This is a genomic window from Thermogemmata fonticola, from assembly GCF_013694095.1.
Taxonomy (GTDB): Bacteria; Planctomycetota; Planctomycetia; order Gemmatales; family Gemmataceae; genus Thermogemmata; species Thermogemmata fonticola.
The window spans coordinates 464,074-482,884 of record NZ_JACEFB010000002.1 but is presented as its reverse complement, the minus strand read 5'-3'; the positions used below and the strand labels follow the sequence as shown (position 1 = coordinate 482,884).

The 18,811-nt window shown below is 60.0% G+C and carries 14 protein-coding genes; 8 read left to right on the top strand and 6 right to left on the bottom strand.

Annotated features, from left to right (window positions below):
• Positions 1 to 46: 46 nt before the first annotated feature.
• The 4 genes from H0921_RS05360 to H0921_RS05345 all read left to right on the top strand — a co-directional run bounded on the left by H0921_RS05360 (position 47) and on the right by H0921_RS05345 (position 4,374).
• Positions 47 to 844 (top strand): sigma-70 family RNA polymerase sigma factor, encoded by a 798-nt coding sequence (locus H0921_RS05360; protein WP_194537003.1) that lies wholly within the window; start codon positions 47 to 49, stop codon positions 842 to 844.
• Positions 845 to 1,331: 487 nt separating this feature from the next.
• Positions 1,332 to 1,709, top strand: coding sequence for a hypothetical protein (locus H0921_RS05355; protein WP_194537002.1), 378 nt, complete (start codon positions 1,332 to 1,334; stop codon positions 1,707 to 1,709).
• Between the two features lie 109 nt (positions 1,710 to 1,818).
• Complete coding sequence (gene kdsB, locus H0921_RS05350; RefSeq protein ID WP_194537001.1) at positions 1,819 to 2,580, top strand: 3-deoxy-manno-octulosonate cytidylyltransferase; 762 nt, start codon at positions 1,819 to 1,821, stop codon at positions 2,578 to 2,580.
• Between the two features lie 132 nt (positions 2,581 to 2,712).
• Complete coding sequence (locus H0921_RS05345; protein WP_194537000.1) at positions 2,713 to 4,374, top strand: CTP synthase; 1,662 nt, start codon at positions 2,713 to 2,715, stop codon at positions 4,372 to 4,374.
• A gap of 234 nt (positions 4,375 to 4,608) precedes the next feature.
• Here H0921_RS05345 and H0921_RS05340 read toward each other — a convergent pair whose 3' ends face one another.
• The 4 genes from H0921_RS05340 to H0921_RS05325 form a co-directional block, all read right to left on the bottom strand.
• Positions 4,609 to 5,394, bottom strand: coding sequence for a hypothetical protein (locus H0921_RS05340; protein WP_194536999.1), 786 nt, complete (start codon positions 5,392 to 5,394; stop codon positions 4,609 to 4,611).
• Positions 5,395 to 5,573: 179 nt separating this feature from the next.
• Entirely contained in the window at positions 5,574 to 6,350 is a 777-nt protein-coding gene (hisN, locus tag H0921_RS05335; RefSeq protein WP_194536998.1) for a histidinol-phosphatase, read from the bottom strand.
• A 114-nt stretch (positions 6,351 to 6,464) separates the two neighbouring features.
• Positions 6,465 to 7,436, bottom strand: a complete 972-nt coding sequence (locus tag H0921_RS05330) for an ROK family protein (protein ID WP_194536997.1) — start codon at positions 7,434 to 7,436, stop codon at positions 6,465 to 6,467.
• Positions 7,437 to 7,715: 279 nt separating this feature from the next.
• Positions 7,716 to 10,190, bottom strand: a complete 2,475-nt coding sequence (locus H0921_RS05325; RefSeq protein ID WP_194536996.1) for a WD40 repeat domain-containing protein — start codon at positions 10,188 to 10,190, stop codon at positions 7,716 to 7,718.
• Positions 10,191 to 10,546: 356 nt separating this feature from the next.
• Between H0921_RS05325 and H0921_RS05320 the strand changes: the two genes are divergently transcribed.
• From H0921_RS05320 to H0921_RS05310, 3 genes are all read left to right on the top strand, one after another.
• Positions 10,547 to 11,638: a hypothetical protein gene (locus H0921_RS05320; protein WP_194536995.1), complete on the top strand. Its 1,092-nt coding sequence runs from the start codon at positions 10,547 to 10,549 to the stop codon at positions 11,636 to 11,638.
• 201 nt (positions 11,639 to 11,839) lie between these two features.
• Positions 11,840 to 12,565: an adenylyl-sulfate kinase gene (gene cysC / locus H0921_RS05315; protein WP_194536994.1), complete on the top strand. Its 726-nt coding sequence runs from the start codon at positions 11,840 to 11,842 to the stop codon at positions 12,563 to 12,565.
• Positions 12,566 to 12,965: 400 nt separating this feature from the next.
• Complete coding sequence (locus tag H0921_RS05310) at positions 12,966 to 13,739, top strand: alpha/beta hydrolase (RefSeq protein ID WP_194536993.1); 774 nt, start codon at positions 12,966 to 12,968, stop codon at positions 13,737 to 13,739.
• Between the two features lie 140 nt (positions 13,740 to 13,879).
• On the opposite strand, the gene H0921_RS05305 is transcribed toward H0921_RS05310, so the two are convergent.
• A complete protein-coding gene (locus H0921_RS05305; RefSeq protein ID WP_194536992.1) occupies positions 13,880 to 14,734 on the bottom strand; it encodes a serine/threonine protein kinase in 855 nt (284 codons plus the stop codon).
• A gap of 183 nt (positions 14,735 to 14,917) precedes the next feature.
• On the opposite strand from H0921_RS05305, the gene pruA reads away from it, so the two are divergent.
• Positions 14,918 to 18,037, top strand: coding sequence for an L-glutamate gamma-semialdehyde dehydrogenase (gene pruA, locus H0921_RS05300; RefSeq protein WP_194536991.1), 3,120 nt, complete (start codon positions 14,918 to 14,920; stop codon positions 18,035 to 18,037).
• A 35-nt stretch (positions 18,038 to 18,072) separates the two neighbouring features.
• On the opposite strand, the gene H0921_RS05295 is transcribed toward pruA, so the two are convergent.
• Positions 18,073 to 18,636 (bottom strand): HPF/RaiA family ribosome-associated protein, encoded by a 564-nt coding sequence (locus tag H0921_RS05295; RefSeq protein ID WP_194536990.1) that lies wholly within the window; start codon positions 18,634 to 18,636, stop codon positions 18,073 to 18,075.
• Between the last annotated feature and the right edge of the window lie 175 nt (positions 18,637 to 18,811).

The following is an 18,811-nucleotide window of genomic DNA, read 5'->3' as shown; positions in this document are numbered from 1 at the left end:
GGCAGCAAGAAAATCGTCCAAAACGTACAACTTTCAGGAGCGTGCCATGCCTGCCCACACAACCTCAACGCGGCGCGTGTCCCGCCGCAACCGCCTGCCAGCCTATGTCTTCCATCCCTCATTCCGGGAGAAAACAGCGATCCAGCAATATGACCCTGCCCCTCTTCTGAAGGATACTTCCGACACTCAACAGCCTTTTATGCCCGATGAATTGACCCGCGAGTTCGCCCGCCGGATGCATTACGCCGCCTACCGCGCCCACCAAAGCACTCAGGAGGCCACTCGGCAACGCTGGCTGGATGCCTACTACCAATTGCGAGATCGGATCGTGCTGGGCAATCGCAAGCTCATCTTTCGTGCGGTGCGTCGCCGGGTCCTGCAAGCGTCCCACACCGATGACTTCATCAGCGACTGCCACATTGTGCTTATTCACGCGGTCGCTGCCTTCAATCCTTGGCTCAACATCCGCTTCAGCACTTACGCCTACACCTGCCTTGTTCGTGCCTTATCGCGGCAAAATCAGCGGCTGGCCACCGATCGGCTCAGTCAAGCTCTCTCCTTCGATTCCCTCCCGGATGGTGAACCGAACGTCCCCGCTGCTACGCCATCACCAGCTAGCGAACCCCGCAGCTCACTCCCCATCGATGAGTTCCTCCGGCATGACCATCCCCTCCTCACCGACCGGGAAAAGGCAATCCTCAAGCTGCGCTTTGGGTGGGGCGATAACGGAGGCGCCCCTACGCTGGAACAGGTGGGCCGATCTGTGGGATTGTCCAAGGAACGGGTTCGTCAGGTCCAAGCGGTGGCACTCCATAAACTCCGGGCAGCCCTGATCCAGCGGTGATTCGCACTGCGCGTCTAAGCAGGTCGCCTGGCCAGACAGCACCATTTCTCGAAACCGCGGCCCAGGACCGTTGGGGATTCTTTCCCCAACTCCGTCTCCGCCTTTCCCCTTGTTCTGGCCGCATGTATCCCGGAGACCCCTCGCTTGTCCGCCCAACCAATGTCAGACGGCGAGGCAAGGCGTGGCGGTGAAATGGTCTGATCGTTGTCCCAATGCCAGCCGTCCTCCGCCAGGGAATAGTCAATTTTCTCCACGTTAGCAAAAATTCCCACTACTATTGGGCTTTCAGTAATACCGGGACGAAATACTGGTATTTTTGATGGCATCTTAATTCTGACATTCTCCCCAGTTAGCAACTTGATTTCTGAGCAATTTCTGCCTACCATCATGCCCATCCCCCTGAGCAGATTCGCAGAAGTGACAGAAGATTGGCTCAGGGCGTGGGAATGGGGCTGACGTCACACCATCTAACTTCAGAGGAGGCAGAATGAAACGCAAGGGAACCAGTACCGCTCGCCCAAGTCTGACTCGCGGACGTCTGATCCGGCTGTTTCGCTTCTTGAAGCTGGTGGAGAAAGGGCCGCAAAAGCGGGAACAGATCATGAAGCGGTTGCACCTGGACATTCGGGGTTTCTACAGGGATTTGGAGGCTCTCCGGGAGTTGAAGATTCCCATCGAAATCGGCGAAGACCACCGTTATGCCCTGAAAGGGACGCTGGAGGAAGCTCTGTCTCACCTGCCTTTCCCGGACCCACAACTGACGTTCAGTGATGTAGCGGATTTGGCGCAAGGGAGCGGTCCGGCTCACGAGAAGCTCCGCAAACAGTGGGAAGCCATGCTCGGAGAGCGGGGGGAGAAAGGTTGATCGGCTTCCTCCTTTCCGACTGCTGACTAGCGCCTTGCCCTTGTTCCCGTCCTGGCTTTTTGCTCTAATGCCGCCGATTTTCCGATGCTTCACTCAGGGAGAGTCGGCGATGGAGGCCGTCATTGTCATTCCCGCTCGGTTTACTTCGAGTCGCTTGCCGGGCAAGCCGTTGCTTCGAGAAACAGGCAAGTATCTCATTCAGCATGTCTATGAGCGGGCCGTACGCGTCCGCGGCGTGCAAGGGGTACTGGTGGCTACGGATGATCCGCGCATCGTCGCAGCGGTCGAAAGTTTCGGCGGCCAGGCCGTGCTGACGCGAGAAGACCATCCTTCGGGCACCGACCGCATCGCCGAAGTCGCCAACCGTTTGACAGCCGATGTCATCGTCAATCTTCAGGGAGATGAACCCCAGATTGAGCCGAGCCACGTTGAGACGCTGATCGCCTTGATGCGGAACCATAGCGACTGCCCGATGGCGACCCTGGCCGCCCCCTTGCGCTGTAGCGAGGACTATTTCAGTCCTCACGTGGTCAAGGTGGTTTGCGATGGACATGGGCGTGCCCTCTACTTCTCCCGCGCGCCTATTCCCTACCACCGGAACGGCCCGCCCGATTGGCAGAAGCCTTCCCCCTTCTATCTCCAGCATTTGGGGATTTACGCTTATCGGCGGCATTTTCTGCGGGAATTGGCGGCTACGCCTCCCCATCCCCTGGAGCAGATCGAGCAACTGGAACAGTTGCGGGCATTAGCGCTCGGCATCTCCCTCCGAGTCGGAATCGTTTCCCATGCTCACAAGGGAATCGACACTCCTGCCGACTATGCCGAGTTTGTCCGCAACTATCGAAGGGAACAAGAGCGTCAGGCAGCCTAGGGAACTCGGAGGCTGATTCCGCGCCTTTGCGATTGGTCACTTTCTGCGGCGCTCATATACTGGAGTTTGTGGGGACGACGCGCATTTTTCACGCCGCGTTCCCACTCTTTTCATGAGCGGGAACGCAGAACTATGACCAAACACATTTTCGTGACGGGGGGCGTGGTCAGCTCCCTGGGTAAGGGTTTAACTTCAGCGTCCATCGGCATGCTCCTTGAGCGCCGGGGACTGCGCGTGCGCATGCAGAAGATGGACCCCTACATCAACGTCGATCCCGGCACCATGTCCCCGTACCAGCATGGGGAAGTCTATGTCTTGGACGACGGAGCCGAAACCGACCTCGACTTGGGCCATTATGAACGGTTCACCCACGCCCCCCTGAACAAAGATTGCAACTATACGACGGGGAAAATCTATCTCTCCGTCATCGAAAAGGAGCGGCGCGGCGACTACAAGGGCAAGACCGTCCAGGTCATCCCGCACATCACCGACGAGATCAAAAACTGCATCCGCAAGCTGGCCGGCCCGGATGTCGATGTCGTGATCACCGAGATCGGCGGCACCGTGGGCGACATCGAAGGAATGCCCTTCTTCGAGGCCATCCGCCAATTTGCCCTGGAAGTCGGCAAACAAAACTGCTTGTTCATTCATCTGACCCTGGTCCCTTACCTCAAAGCGGCAGGCGAGTTGAAGACGAAGCCGACTCAACACAGCGTGCGGGAACTCCGCGCCATCGGCATCCAGCCGGACCTGCTCATCTGCCGAACGGAACGAGAAATTCCAGAAAGCGAATGCGAAAAGATCGCCTTGTTCTGCAACATCGAGCGCCGGGCTGTCATTGAGGAAAAGGACAAGGAATACAGCGTCTATGAGGTGCCGCTAGGCTTTGCCGAAAAGGGATTGGATCAACTTCTGGTCGAGAAATTGGGGCTGACCCATGCCCAACCGCTCCAGATCGACGATTGGCGGGAAATGGTGGACCGGCTGATTCATCCCGACGGGGAGGTCGTGATCGGCTTCGTCGGCAAATATGTCAAGCACCGGGACGCTTACAAGTCGGTTTATGAAGCCCTTGATCATGCCGGGATTTACCACCGAGTGCGGGTGCGAGTGATCCGAATCGATGCGGAGAAGTTGACCTCCGAGTCGGCAGCGGCAGCGGCGTTGACCGCGGTCGATGGCCTGCTCGTGCCGGGAGGATTTGACAAGCGCGGCATCGAAGGAAAAATCGCAGCGATCCGTTATGCTCGTGAGTCGCGCCTCCCCTTCTTCGGCATCTGCCTCGGCTTGCAATGTGCGGTGATCGAGTTTGCCCGGCATGTGGTAGGGCTTGCCGAAGCGAACAGCACCGAGTTCCACAAAGCCACGCCGCACCCCGTCGTCTGCCTTTTGAGCGAGCAGGAGCAGGTAGCCCAGTTGGGCGGCACCCTGCGGTTGGGCGCCTACCCCTGTCGGTTGCGGCGGGACACGCGGGCCTTCGAGGCTTACGGCACCGAAATGATCAGCGAACGCCACCGCCACCGTTACGAAGTCAACAACCGCTATGTGGAACAATTGGAAGCCCACGGGCTGGTCGTGGCCGGCCGCAGCCCCGACGGCCAACTCGTGGAAATCATCGAGCTACCGGATCATCCCTGGTTTGTCGGCGTGCAGTTCCATCCGGAGTTCAAATCCAAGCCGACTCAGGCACATCCCCTCTTCCGGGATTTCATCGCCGCCGCCTTGCGCCACCGCCAGCTCCGCGAAGGCAACCGCACGGACAACCGCGAGCGCGCCATCGTAACCGTCGGCTGATTCCGTGCCCCCACGGCCCTCCTAGGACTCTCGCAGCCAATCCGGACGCCATAGTTCCAAGGTTTCGCAAAAAACAAATCAAGACGAACCGAGAGGTCCGTCTCATCACTGAGTTTATTCACCCCCAGTAGTCCGCCTTCGAGCTGAGAGCGGACCGGCTCCAACAGTTGGACTTGGCTGGCCCCAATCCAGGGCAGAGGAGGTTGCAGAATCCTCCCACGAGCCGGTGGCGATTCACTGGCGGGGTGTAATGTCGAACACCGTCGGTTTGAGTTCTGTCACGGGACCTTTGATTTCAATTTCCTGCCCGAAGCGGCCCGCTGCACCGCCGAGGAAGCCGTTCTCATGCCAAAAGACGATGCGGAACTTGCCGACCGGTGCGTTCTTGATTTCAAAGTTGCCGTTTTCATCCGTGACAGCCACGTAAGGATGGTCGAAGATGCGCACGTAGCCGGTCATCCAACCGTGAATGGTACAGGAGTACTTGATGGGCGGGGACTCAAACTGGAGCGGTTGCGGCATGACCCATTGGTCCATTTTGGGAATGGTGACGTTGTAATTGCCGTTGTTGCCGCTGTTCCAGAAGAAGTTGTGCGCCACGGGAGAAGAGTTCTTGACGATGAGCTTGTCCCCCGGATGGGCGATGGTAACGCGATCGACAAACATGCATTGGGGCTGATCAATGACGATCTCCGCAGGCTTGCGTTTGGCAAAATCGGGATGAATCTGAGAGGGCAGGAACTTGGACTTGGGGTCCTTGTCATTGGGCCGCAGCCAAACGACCACATTTTTGATGCCCCGATTCTTGGGATTGACCATCATGGATTCATCGAGGATGGGACCTTTGGCTAGGCAGTGGTCCTTGTCCTGCGTGACATTGAGGGGCTTGCGTTCGGGAATGGGTTTGTCTTCGGGAAACACCACGCGTCCCTTAACGGTGGCCCACTGCTGGGCCTGGAGCGCGGTGGTGGAAAAGGCGAGCAGAGCCACAGTGCCCAAGGCAGTCCCCAGAGATTTCATACGTGATTCTCCCTCGTTGCAGTAAAGGTTACAGCTCAACGGCTCGCAAAAAGCCAGTCGAGAGTATTTTTCGTGCAGCAGGGCGGAAGTGGCAACCGGAGGAGACCTCAGATGGCGGAAAAGTGCGGATCAATCATGGGACGATCCTGCCGCGGAGAGAGGATAGGCAAGGCAGCACTTCAGGCACGTTGCAAGATGCCCAACACCTCGGTATGCAGGCAGCCGTTCGTGGCGACGACCGCACTACTGGTGAAAGCATTCTGGCCGTGCCAATCGGTGATGCAGCCCCCGGCCTCGGTGATGATCGGAATCAGCGCGGCAACATCCCAGGGACTCAGGCCGTGGTCGATCATGATGTCGGCCGCCCCTTCTGCCACCAGAACAAAGCCGTAGAAATCCCCATAGCCGCGCTGCCGCTCCGTCCGCCGGACCAATTCCAAAAAGACATCCTCCTTCCCCGCCTCCAAAAACCAGCGCAAGCTGGAGTAGCATAACAGCGCCTGATCGAGGCTGGACACCTGGGACACACGCAGCGGGCGGTCGTTGACGTAGGCCCCCTCCCCCCGCAAGGCGTGATAGAGGCGGTCCATCTCCGGAGCGTAAACGACCCCTGCGATCAACTCCCCCCGATATTCCAGCCCCAGAAGCGTCGCCCACAGGGGAATGTGGCGGATGAACGATTTGGTGCCGTCGATCGGATCGACGATCCAGCGGTACCCGGAGGAGCCATTTTGGTTGCCGTACTCTTCGCCGAGAAAGCCGTCGTCAGGGAAAGCGTCGGTCAGCACGTGGCGCAGCAAGGCTTCCGCTTCGCGGTCCGCGACGGTTACCGGCGTCTGATCGATCTTCTGCTCCACCGCGAGGGCCGTGGCATGGAAGTAGCGCCGGGCCAATTGCCCCGCCTGGCGCACCGCCGTCCGCGCCACCTCATAACGTGCACGCCATGCTGGATTCATGGATTCCCCCGGCGTCTCCGGCCTGCCCCTTCCCCGCTCCGTGGCACTCCTCGCTCTCCGGAACCAGAAAACCGGGGAGGACAGCGCCGGTGGGGCAGCTTACTCGTGCCCTACTCAAGCTACATCCGCGGCGGAAATCATTGACACCTGGGCCTGGGCATAGGCCGCACTGCCGATGATGCCCGCATCATCCCCCAACGCCGCCATGACACAGCGCACTCCATCGGCGGCATACGGCAGCGTATAGCGGCGGGCAATCTCCCAGATGCGCTCGATGAAACTGTCCCCCAAGGCCGTCGTAACCCCGCCACCGATGACGATCACCTCCGGGTTAAGGAAATTGACCACACCGCCGATCGCCGCACCCAAAGCACGGGCTGCATCATCCACCAGTTGCACCGCCACTGGATCATCCCGCTGATAAAACTCGGCAAGCTGCGAGCTACGCACATGGGCCAAATCTATCCCCTTCCACTCCTTGCGGACCCGCTTGGGGGCATCATCCAGGATGTCCTTGGCACGCTTCATCATGAACTTGCGTCCGGCGATGTGTTCCAGGATCGTCCCCTGCCGCCAGTGGACCACCAGGTTGCCGAACTCGCCGGCGTTGCCGTTGAAGCCGGTGTATAGCTTGCCGTCGATGATCAGCCCGCCGCCCACTCCCGTGCCCACGAAGACGCCCAGGACATGCCGCGAGCCGCGGGCTGCCCCGTAGGTGAACTCCCCATACGTTCCCATACGCACGTCGTTTTCCACGATCAGCGGCCACGTCCAATGCGCCGGCAGAAGGGGTCGGATGTCTACCTCCCGCCAATCCAGGTTCGGTGCGTAGCGGACGCGCGTGGTGCCAATCTCCACTTGCCCCGGTACGCCGATGCACATCCCCCGCACCTGCTGCAACTCCACGCCGGCCTCCTTGAGCAGGGCTTCGATCCCCTGGACCAGCCGGCCGATGACCGCACTGGGGCCGCCCTCCGCCGCCGTCGGCTGCTTGGACCGAGCCACCAGTTTCATCTCGGCATCGAAGAGTCCCGACAGGATTTTCGTCCCGCCCAGGTCTACCCCTAGCCAGTATCCTGTACTCATGCGCCTGCCCATGACTGGAAGGACTTGCACGACGCTCACCACGACCTTTTCCCTTTCCCCATCGTCACTAATATGGTCCGGCCGGCCAAATTGCCACCTCTGAGGCGAAAATCTTACCCCCTGAACGAGCTGCAAGCTCCCCTCCGCCCTTACTTGATGCACATCCGGAACACACCACCCAGAAGTCCAAGGAAAATGAGACGGAGGGGGCCATACCCCCCTCCTGTCATAAAGCCGGCCAACCTGAGGCTGAGTTTATCTCGAATCCAAGCTCATCCCCTAACGCGGATTGGCTTTGGTAAGTGCTATCAACGGCAGGTAATTCACCCGCACTGTGCGATCATCACTTCCTGAGACCACCAGCCGACCATCAGCACTCACGGAGACACCCCGCACCCAATCGCTGTGCCCCTCTAGCGTATGGAGCAATCGCCCACTCTCTACATCCCACACCCGCACCGTCCTATCCTCACCCCCAGACACTATTACCCGACCATCCCCACTCACGGAAACACCCAACACCCAACCCTTGTGCCCCTCCAGCCGATGCCGCAACTGACCACTCCCACCATCCCACACCAGCACCTGACCATCACTACCCCCCGACACCACCACACCACCATCCCCACTCACGGAAACACCATTCACCCAACCCCTGTGCCCCTCCAGCCGATGCCGCAACTGACCACTCCTCCCATCCCACACCAACACCTGACCATCACTACCCCCCGACACCACCACACCACCATCACCACTCACGGAAACACCCAACACCCCACCCCTGTGCCCCTCCAGCCGATGCCGCAACTGACCACGCACACCATCCCACACCAACACCTGACCATCCTTCCCCCCCGACACCACCACACCACCATCCCGGCTTGCCGCAACGCGGTAAACGTAATTTTGATGTCCTGCCAACACGCGTTGAGCTTGCCCGACCAGGAACATTTCCAGCATCTCCAGTCGCTGCGAAAGTTGCCGGATGTTCTCCTGGAGTTTGCCCTGCGGCAGTTGGCTGACTTGCTTCTGGATTTCCGCCAACTCCTGCTGGCAGCGAGTGAGCAGCTGCCAGAATTTCTGGTAGTCCTTGGCATTGTCCTGCATCGCAGCACGCAGCACCTGGAGCTGTTTGTTGGCCGCCTCCAGGGATTGTTGCAGTTTCTGTTCTGCATCCGTGACTTGCCGATACCGCTCCTCCATCATCTGCATGCAGCCGAGAATGTCGGCGGACATGGTCAAGGAAATAGGCGGCCAATCGTAGCGATACCAATCTGTGACGAATTGGTACTGCTTGTAGCTCCCTTCAAGCTGCTCGAAACTTTGGCTGAGAGACTTCTGGTTCAGAGCCACACCGGAGAGGGTTTTCATGCTCCCCTGGAAGTGTTGCTGCAATTCATCCAAAGCTTTTTGGAGGTATTCGAGATTGTGTTTGTAGTCGTTTTCTTGGCTGGACGCTTCGGAGGATTTCTCAGAGGACTTGTTGCTGGATTTGTTGGAGCCCCCCTCAAAGTAAGTCCCCGAAGCCGTCACACCGTAGACAGGGGTTCGGAATCCCACGGAAATCCCCCCACCCCGAACACTGCTTTTTTGCGAGGAACTCTCAGAGCTGCTTTCCCGCGATTGCTGCTGCTGATACTTGTAGTGACGATCGAGGGCTTCCTTGAGGGCCTGCTCCCGTTCTGCCCGCTTTTTCGAGGCAAGCTGGCGGATTTCGCCCAAGGTCGCCGTGATGTGGACCTGCTGGCCGAGCAGGATCGTCACGGTCTGCTGGTCCTGAATTTGTTGCAATTCCACCTCTTTGATGGTCATGCGAACGAGTTCACGGAGCATGCTTTCGGGAAAGGTGCGGTCGTTGGCCGAAAGGTCCTGCCGCACGGACAACTCAATCGAGAGGTACTGGAACAGGAATCGATCAAAGCTGGTCTGTTGCTCCGCTACACCTTGTTTTGTAGGGAAGAAGAGGAGATAATCCGGCTGGGCCGAGTGATACTTCGGCTTGATATCGTTGAGGAGTTGGTGGTACGAGTAGCGGAGCTGGCTGACCGTGGCGGAGATTTGCTCCCGCCGGAGTTGGGCATATATCGGACCGTGAACTTGAACACGCAATTGCTGCAATTGAGGCGCCGGGGATAAATTCTGAGGCGGGATCTCCATTTCGACCCATCCCCCCTCTGAATCTTGAAGGCATACTTGGGAGATCTGCTGAGGACCGGCGACCAACATCAGGGGCCCTTTATCCCTGACGCGAAACAATGAGACAGTAAACTTATCCTCCGCGAGTTTTGGTTGATCGAAGTGGATTTGGACCTGATTCGGTTGTGACTTGGCCACTTGGCGTAAATGATCGTATACGACCTTGCGGGTCTTCTCGTCTGCTAGCAGATTGAGGAGGCGAAAGCGGATCCTGAGCGGGTTTTTGCTATCCCCGGCTTGCGGTGCCCAAACTGGCGGTCGGGTTTGCCACTTCCCTTCTAGGAAGACCTCCGGTTCTCCCACAATCACCCACACCGGCAGGGGAATGATCGTCGTACGATCGGAGTAGTAATGGATGTTCACCCTAATGTTTTTTCCGGAATCCAGGGGCAAGTAGACATTCAGCAGAACTTTGATTCCCCTGGTCAGGGGAACCAAACTATCTGCTTGGCCCGCTTCCCGTGGAGGTTGAGACTCCACCGGGGGTTGTGCCCGTCCCGAGGCCAGAGTTGTACAAATCACCAGCAGAACAATCATTCCGATCATTCGGCGATACATGGTGATTGACCTCCCGCAGGAAGTTTATCACACCAAGGGATGTTTGTCCTATCCATCACATCCACCACTAGTCTAACTTGGAGATTCGCCGATCACAAGCATTTATTGAGGCGATTGGGTCAAAAGCGATCCCAAGCTTGCCCCGAGGAGAGGGCCGCGTGAGGTAAGCGGTTCCCAAAGCCAAGCGTGCGGAGGGGAGATGCGTGCCGGTACCGAAACCGAGGTAGCAGGGGACGGAGTCGGCTTGGCGCCAACGGAGGGTCAAGGTATGGGACAGCGGGTTGGATTCATGACTGGGGAGCAACCCGGCCGCTCGCAGGATTCAGACGGTGAACCACCCCACGGTGAGAGGATCAATGGAATGGAGCCAATGGCGGCGGATCGGCCTGGTGAGCGCATGCTTGTGGTGGGCGGGTGTCTGTGGCTGCAAGACCCTTTTTCCCTGGCCTGCACCCCCGGCACTCGACGAGGGGGATAAAAAAGGCCGGGTCAAGTCGCCGCCTGAAGGTCCGCCGGCGCCTCCCTTAGCCGTGACGGATTTTGCCAGCTATCCGAGCCGTCCGGGGGAGGTGGTGCGCCGGGCGGAAGGAAACGCAGGTCCCCTGGCAGGGCCAAGCTCTTCTGAGACACCCAGCGCAGCCGACCGGCTGGATCGAGGGGAGACGAAACATTCGCCGCCCGGCCCAATAGGAGGGGAACGGCCTACGGAAGGCGGACGGGAGCGGTTCGAGAATTGGACAGTATGGCCGGTCTCGTCCGCGGCAGCGGCTCTTTCCCCAGGACCAGACCCTCCTCTGCTGGCGGCGGTCCGCGCCCACGTGGAGGGGAAACCGGAGCGTGCCCTGGATGCCCTGGCCATGCTCGAGGCGGAAAACCAGGATTTTGTTTTGGCCTTGTTACCGATTCTCAGCAGCGGGGCAGCGACACGCTGGCGTGAAGATGCCCAGGCTGCCGCCGAGCTGGTGGGGCAACTCCAAGCCCTGACTGATCGGCTGGAAAAATACGCCGCCCTACGCCTGGGAACCGTCGCTTTCTGCCACCCCGTGCATGGCTACCGACGGTACGAACTGTGGCCAGCAAACACACCCTATCGCCCTGGCGACTTGGCTCAGCTTTACATCGAGGTCCGCAACATCGGGGGACAGCCAAGTCGCGGACCCCGCGGGGAAAGCTGGCTCATCCAGGTCCAGGCCTCGGTTGTCATCCGCGATGCCCATGGCCAACCCGTGTCTATGCCCGATCCCTCGGACCGCCGGCGGCGTGTGCCGGTCATGCGCTTCGAGGAGAACCGTTACACCCGCGGACCAGTCCGGGATTACTACCTGCTCTGTGCCTTCCCGGTGCCGGAGCAACCGGGGGTTTATACGGCCACGGTCGAAGTGAGCGATGCAGCGGGGCGCCGGAGCGGGCCGTCGGCAGCGGTTGAGTTTCGCGTGGCTGGACCCTGAAAACGCGGCCAGTTCCCAGGAAGGAGAATCCCCCTCAACGGGGACATGGCCTTCAGAACGTCCCTTCTGTCACAATCAGCTCTCTGCCCAGGACCATAAGCCCCCACCCAGACACAACAGGCGGTTCAGACTAAAACATCTTCTCCCTCGTGGGGGAAAAACGGTATGCGAGGTGAGTTGGAAAGAGGAAGGCGATCACCCATGGAAACCATTCAACCCACTCAGATTTTCTATCATCCCGGCGCGGTGACACGTGAGGAGCGGCGAGCGTTGCTCCGCCAAAGCGGGGGAACGCTGTGGTTCACCGGATTATCGGGTTCCGGCAAAAGCACGCTGGCCGTGGCCCTGGAACAGGTGCTGATCCAGCGGGGCCACGCCGCCTATGTGCTCGATGGCGACAATATCCGCTTCGGACTGAACGCCGGGCCAAAGATCCTCATGGAAAGCCGGGGGTATTCGGAAGAGCAGGCGCGGCGCTTTGGCCTGGGCTTCAGTGCGGCGGATCGAGAGGAGAACATCCGGCGGATCGGGGAGGTGGCCCGCCTGTTTGCTGACGCCGGGGTGTTTGCCCTGACCAGTTTCATCAGCCCCTATCGCAAGGACCGGGATGCAGTACGGCGGATTCACGAGCAGAACAAGGGCGGCCCGCTGCCGTTTATCGAGATTTACGTGAGCACGCCGTTATCCTGGTGCGAGGAGCGGGACCCCAAAGGGCTGTATCAGCAGGCGCGGGCTGCTGTGGCTGCCGGGCGCGGCATGGGCTTCACGGGCATCGACGATCCTTACGAACCCCCCCTTCATCCGGAACTAACCTACGACGCTTCCCGTCAGAGTGTGGAAGAGGGGGTGGCGATGATCCTGAATTATCTGCACGAGCGCGGCTTGCTGGATCCGGGCGGCTCTTCCGGGTCGCGGCTGACAGTCTAAAAAACTCTCCTCTGGCGAAAATCCGTCGGGCGGCGGACGGAGTCTGTGCGTCGCTCCGATTGTGCGGAGCGCTGCGGATAGACGGATGGCAGCGATCCGGCCAGTTACTCCGCGCGCCCGATGGCCACAAGCGGGAAAAAGCCGCTGAAATCGCCAGAGTCGGTTGACTTCGCGCCGTTTTCCCATTCCACTGCAATATGTGCAGTCGGAGTAATCGCGCGGAAAAATCGTTCTCGTGGCGATTTTTCCTCAAGAAGTGGCGTCTTTGCCTTGAATGTGCGGGCAACTCAACGTAGAGTTGTCGCACACCCTCCGCTAGAGCAAGGCGTGACAGAGGGTGGTCGCCAGCAGCACGAACGCCCTGACGGGTGAATAGACCCCTTCCAACAGGTAGCGATCTATGCCGGACGATGATTTTTACCGGCTCCGCCGAAGCAAACCTTCCGGTCCGGGCCAATTGCGGGTGCCGGGAGCGCGCCGCCGACCCTGCCCTGTCTTCCTTCCCGCGGAATACCAGCCGAAATACCCCTACCCGTTAGTTCTGCTACTCCATCCTCACGGCAGCGACGAGTGGGAAACTCTGGCGCGCGTACCCCACCTGAGCAACCGCAACTACATCGTGCTCTGCCCCCGCGGCAGCCGCCCTGTCACTCCCAATAGCTACGGCCAGATCCGTTGGAGCTGGACGGAAGGACAGCCGGCTGACATCGGCTATCTGCAACGCCTGCTCGATGCGGCCTGCCAACGCTGGAGCACCCCCAACCCGCGGGTCTACGTCATCGGTGTCGGTCAGGCTGCCGTGCTAGCCGAACGTTTGGCTGCCTCCTATCTGGGGGCGATCTCTGGCCTGGCTTTGCTCCATCCCGCGGCGGAACACATCCGGCAAGGAACGCTCGGCCAAGCGATCCGACCGGGTCTGCGTTTGTTTCTGGGAGCAGAAGTACGCCCCCCCCTATCCCGTTCGGCCATCCGCCGCTTGGCCGCTCACTACCGCCGTCTGGGAGCGGCGGTGCAGCAGGAAAGCTGGCCCTTCGGCTCGCCCTGGTATCTCCAGGGTTTGCGCCGCATCAATCGCTGGATCATGGATGCCATACCCGCAGCCGCCCTTCCCGTATCGCGGCCCGCCGCCCTCTTGTATGGTCTGAAACCGGGCCTCGCCGTGTCACAATCGTAGTACCCCCTCGCGGCACTTGAACTTCTAGTCATAGTGGGCGCGGTTGTGGAAAGGGAGGACGTTCGTACTTCCTTCGTTTGCAGTGCAGAAAAACCCTAGAAATAGTCGCAAGAGGCTGCTAGGGACACGATTTCGCAGTTTCACTCTTCCCATTCCGCAGGATCGAGCTGAGCGGCAGCGGCATCGGCCAATTCATCGAGCACCCCTTGAATCACGCTCATCCGTTCGGGGCGTTTGTGGGCATTCGGTTGGAGGCAGGCGTGGATCAACTCCGCCAGTCGCTCAGGAACCGCCGGATTGAGCGAACGGACCGGCTTGAGCTGTTCCAGGAATAGCCGAGAATTTAGGGGCAATCCGCCTTCCGGAGGCACCCAGCAGGGGGGGAGTTGCAAGGTGGTCAAGCGGTACATGGTGGCGCCGAAGTTGTAAATGTCCGTCCGTTCGTTGATGATCTTGTGCTCCACCGTCTCCGGGGCCATGTATTCCGGCGTTCCTTGCACGCGGTTCTTGCCTTCCCCCCTAATCCAGGCTAAGCCATAGTCGATGACCTTGACCCGCGTGCCGCGATCGTAGATCAAGTTGCCTGGTTTCATATCTCCGTGATAGACCCCTTGCTTATGCATGTGGGTGAGGGCGTCGGCGATCCGTTCCAGCACCCGCAGCAGTTTCGGCAGGCGCAGCAAGGGGAGCTTGTCCATCGGCGTGCCCGGCGCATATTCGATGAGCAGGCGGGCCTTCTTCGGCCCTGTGAACCAGCCCTTCTCGACTTCCAGGGCGTACACCTTGACCAAGTTCGGATGCTGGAGCATCTGCCCGACGCGGAACTCATGCCGGGCCTGGTCGAGATATTTCAGGTCTTCCGGACTATCAATGGAGATGAGCTTAAGGACATACTCGCGCCCATCCTCTTCGCGGCGAATGCGGAGGACGCTACTGTGAGCGCCTCCACCGAGGGTTTCCAAGACCGTGAACCTGCCGATTTTGTCAATCGTCATGGTTATCACTCGTAAAATGGTGCAGACTGCTGTGCGCGATTTCTCGCTGCGCCTTTGCTGATCATGCTACTCATGCTACAGCGTAGCATATCGGTGGAACAAGCGTAGCATACGGGTGGAACCATGGGATAGCGCCGCCGCTTCGGGAGCGAGTCAGGGATTCGAGAATCAGGACCAGTAGCAATGGGTCGTGAGCCGACAGTGCCCATCTCCGCCGCGGCCATCGAGGACCGCACCCAGCAATGGGGCCGGGAAATTTTTGCGCGGGCGGAGCAGTTCGCCCCTCAGCCCCTGTCGCGCACTTGGTTCGATGACCACCTCTTGCGCCTCGGCATGCACCATAGCGCGCTGAAGGTCCAGCTCTTCCGTTTTGTCGATACGTTGCCCACCCTCTCCCAGGCCGAGGATGTCGCTGACCATCTCCTCGCCTACCTCCGGGAAGCGCAGAGCGATCTGCCCCGGTGGGTGCAGGCAACTCTGCCCCTTTTACCGCGACGGGGACTGCCGTCGCGCTGGCTCGCCACTCTCGCCCAGTGGTCGGTCCGCCGCCTGGCGCGCCGCTTCATCGCCGGCACCTCCCTCGAAGAAGTCTTGCAAACCCTTCAGGTTTTGCGCCAGCGCCAGTTGGCTTTCACCCTGGACCTGCTCGGCGAAGCCACCCTCACGGAGGCGGAAGCCGATGCTGTGCAACGCCAGTACCTCCACCTGCTCGAAGGACTGACACCGAGCGTCCACTCCTGGCCGGAACAACCCCTGCTCGATCGTGATGATCGCGGACCTATCCCCCGCGTCAACATCTCGATCAAGCTCTCTGCACTTTACAGCCAATTCGACCCGATGGATCCGGAGCGGGTCAGCGGCGCCGTCCGCCAGCGCCTACGCCCCATCCTGAGCCTGGCCCGGCAACGCGGCGCCTTCGTCAATTTCGACATGGAACATTATGCGGTCAAGGACTTGACCTTGCACATCTTCCGAGATGTTCTGAGTGAGTCAGAGTTCCGGGACTGGACTGACGTCGGCATCGCCCTGCAAGCCTATCTGAAGGAGACACCCGCCGACCTCCAGGAGCTGCTCCAGTGGACCCAGCGCGTCCGGGGCTATCCCGTGTGGATTCGGCTGGTCAAGGGGGCCTACTGGGATTACGAAACAGTCCTCGCAGCCCAGAACGGCTGGCCCGTTCCCGTCTTCACGCGCAAGTGGCAAAGCGATGCTGCCTTTGAGCAGCTCAGCGATTTCCTCCTGGAACAAAGCGAATGGCTGCGCCCCGCCTTTGGCAGCCATAACATTCGCAGTCTGGCTCACGTGCTAGCCGCTGCCGAAGCACGGGAAATGCCGCTGCCCCGCTTTGAGTTCCAGATGCTCTATGGCATGGGGGAACCCATTCAGGACGCCCTGCGGTCGTTAGGCTGCCGCGTCCGAATCTACACCCCCTTTGGCCAACTTTTACCCGGCATGGCTTACTTAGTCCGCCGTCTGTTGGAAAACTCATCGAATGATTCCTTCCTCCGCCAAGGGTTCGCGGAGGGAACCTCCGAGGAGGTTCTACTCATGAATCCCCAGAATCAGGCTGCTGCTACGCCTACTTCTCTACGGATGTCCCAACCCTCCCCTCCGTCCCATCCTATTCGCCCAATGTCAGGAGGTGGAAGGGGAGACGATGGACTATCCCTGTCATCGGCAAACGATGGACCGTTCCTATCCCCGGCGGATCTACCCGATTGGCCGGCGTTCCGCAATGAGCCGCACACTGACTTCAGCCGACTCCGGGCGCAGGAACAGATGCGTGCGGCCTTGCAGCGGGTCCGCAGTCAGTTCGGCGGCACCTATCCATTGGTGATTGCGGGGCAGGCCGTGGCAGGTGCCCGCTGGCTGGAGAGCGTCAATCCGTCGCGCCTAGCGGAGATTGTGGGCCGGGTTGCCTTGGCCTCCCCGGAGCAGGCCCAGGCGGCGATTGCGGCCGCTCGCCAGGCTTTCCCCCGCTGGCGGGACACACCAGTGCGAGAACGCGCCGAGCTATTGCGCCGTCTGGCCGAGGAGTTCCGCCAACGTCGCTGGGACCTGAGCGCCTGGATCATCTACGAAACTGGCAAGCCCTGGCGTGAGGCCGACGCTGATGTCGCCGAAGCCATCGACTTCTGCGAGTATTACGCGCGCGAGATGCTCCGCCTGGCGGTGCCACGGACTTGCCATGTGCCGGGAGAGGACAATTTGTACTTTTACGAACCGCGGGGAGTCGCTGTGGTCATCGCGCCCTGGAACTTTCCGCTAGCGATCCTCACCGGCATGGCCACGGCTGCTCTGGTCGCCGGGAATACTGTCATTCTCAAACCCGCGGAGCAATCCTCGGTCGTGGCGGCCCAATTGATGGACTGCCTTCAGGCGGCGGGAGCACCGCCGAATGTCGTCCAATTCCTGCCCGGAATCGGGGAAGAGATCGGCCCGATCCTCGTGGAACATCCCGATGTCTCGATCATCACATTCACCGGCTCGATGCGAGTCGGTTTGTGGATTCAGGAGGCGGCGGCGCGTACTCCTCCAGGCCAGGATCACGTCAAACGGGTGATTGCGGAGATGGGGGGAAAAAACGCAATCATCGTGGATGCCGATGCCGATTTGGATGAAGCGGTCAAAGGAGTCGTGGATTCGGCCTTTGGTTACAGCGGCCAGAAATGCTCGGCCTGTTCGCGAGTCATCGTTTTGGAGCCGATTTATAAGGCCTTTCTGGATCGGCTAATCGAGGCAACCCGCAGCCTGGTGATCGCTCCGGCGGATGACCCGTCGTGTTTTATCGGTCCTGTGATCGACGCCGAAGCGCGGCAGCGAATCGAGAGCACCATAGCCGCGGCGGAACATTATGCCCGCCTGGTGTACCGCGCCTCGGTAGGCCCCCTGGCACAGCAGGGGTTTTACGTCGGACCGGCGATCTTCACGGATGTTCCCGAAGACTCGCCGCTGGCTCAGGAGGAAATTTTCGGTCCTGTTCTGGCCGTCTTGCGGGCGAAAGACTTGGAGGATGCCCTGCGGATCGCCAATGGCACCCCTTACGCTCTCACCGGCGGCTGCTACACACGCCATCCGGAACATCTGCGCCGAGTCATTGCCGAGTTCCGAGTTGGGAACTTGTATATCAATCGAAAGATCACTGGTGCTTTGGTGGAACGGCAGCCCTTCGGGGGCTTCAAACGCAGTGGCATCGGGTCCAAGGCGGGCGGGCCGGATTATCTGCTCCAATTCCTCTGGCCGCGCACTGTGACCATCAATCAACTGCGCCGGGGGTTCGCCCCCGATACCGTCGGCGACTGACCGGCGGACGCTACGGCAGGGTCCGTTCCAGCGTCTCAAGCGTGGCCATGCCGGCCCACCACCCGCACGGTGCTGGCCTGGGGTCCCTTCTCCCCCATCTGCTCCACAAAGGCCACCTCGGTCCCCGGCTGTAAGTCCCGCAGCTCCGCGTTGACCAAGGCGTTCTTGTGGAAGTAGATTTCCCGCCCATCCGCAGTGATCAGGAAGCCATAATCCTGATCGGGGAAGACGATCCGGACCTTGGCGTGCGGCAGAGATTCCAGGTGCTTGACATCATGCCGCAGCTTGCGGACGTAATCCTCCAACTGGCGGATGGCCGCTTCAAACGCTTCCTTGATCGCAATCGGGAGGGCCTTGGCCGGAGTGTGGCCCGGTGCTTCCCGCGAGACGGCAATCTCCCCGCCAGGCACAGTAATATCCAGCCGAATCTGATACATGTTGCCATTTTTGTGATGGCGGTGAGGAATGTCGATCACCACCCGGCAGGACATGATGCGTTCGTAGAATCGTTCCAGTTTATTGGCCCGCTCCCGGACCATCTGTTCGACATCCGCATCCGGTTCCATGTTGTGGAAGGTGATCTGCATGGGCAGTTGCATGGACAAGCTCTCCTTTTCCTCATTGTCGGGAAGCTGGGTTGAGATTTGCCACCGTAGCACGAGCAGCTCTAACTCCCTCCTTTCGGGCTACCCGCTGAGGGAACTGCGGCGTTCCATCCGGGAAGAAACGGCAGCCCATTCGCGTTTAGGATACCCGAAGGAACACCGAGACGGA

Excerpts from the sequence above, each read along its gene's own strand:
- H0921_RS05355 (WP_194537002.1), top strand. The coding sequence starts at position 1,332 with ATGAAACGCAAGGGAACCAGTACCGCTCGCCCAAGTCTGACTCGCGGA.
- pruA (WP_194536991.1), top strand. The coding sequence starts at position 14,918 with ATGGGTCGTGAGCCGACAGTGCCCATCTCCGCCGCGGCCATCGAGGAC.
- cysC (WP_194536994.1), top strand. The coding sequence starts at position 11,840 with ATGGAAACCATTCAACCCACTCAGATTTTCTATCATCCCGGCGCGGTG.
- hisN (WP_194536998.1), bottom strand. The coding sequence starts at position 6,350 with ATGAATCCAGCATGGCGTGCACGTTATGAGGTGGCGCGGACGGCGGTG.
- H0921_RS05305 (WP_194536992.1), bottom strand. The coding sequence starts at position 14,734 with ATGACGATTGACAAAATCGGCAGGTTCACGGTCTTGGAAACCCTCGGT.
- H0921_RS05295 (WP_194536990.1), bottom strand. The coding sequence starts at position 18,636 with ATGCAACTGCCCATGCAGATCACCTTCCACAACATGGAACCGGATGCG.
- H0921_RS05310 (WP_194536993.1), top strand. The coding sequence starts at position 12,966 with ATGCCGGACGATGATTTTTACCGGCTCCGCCGAAGCAAACCTTCCGGT.
- H0921_RS05360 (WP_194537003.1), top strand. The coding sequence starts at position 47 with ATGCCTGCCCACACAACCTCAACGCGGCGCGTGTCCCGCCGCAACCGC.
- H0921_RS05340 (WP_194536999.1), bottom strand. The coding sequence starts at position 5,394 with ATGAAATCTCTGGGGACTGCCTTGGGCACTGTGGCTCTGCTCGCCTTT.
- H0921_RS05345 (WP_194537000.1), top strand. The coding sequence starts at position 2,713 with ATGACCAAACACATTTTCGTGACGGGGGGCGTGGTCAGCTCCCTGGGT.
- H0921_RS05320 (WP_194536995.1), top strand. The coding sequence starts at position 10,547 with ATGGAATGGAGCCAATGGCGGCGGATCGGCCTGGTGAGCGCATGCTTG.
- kdsB (WP_194537001.1), top strand. The coding sequence starts at position 1,819 with ATGGAGGCCGTCATTGTCATTCCCGCTCGGTTTACTTCGAGTCGCTTG.
- H0921_RS05325 (WP_194536996.1), bottom strand. The coding sequence starts at position 10,190 with ATGTATCGCCGAATGATCGGAATGATTGTTCTGCTGGTGATTTGTACA.
- H0921_RS05330 (WP_194536997.1), bottom strand. The coding sequence starts at position 7,436 with ATGAGTACAGGATACTGGCTAGGGGTAGACCTGGGCGGGACGAAAATC.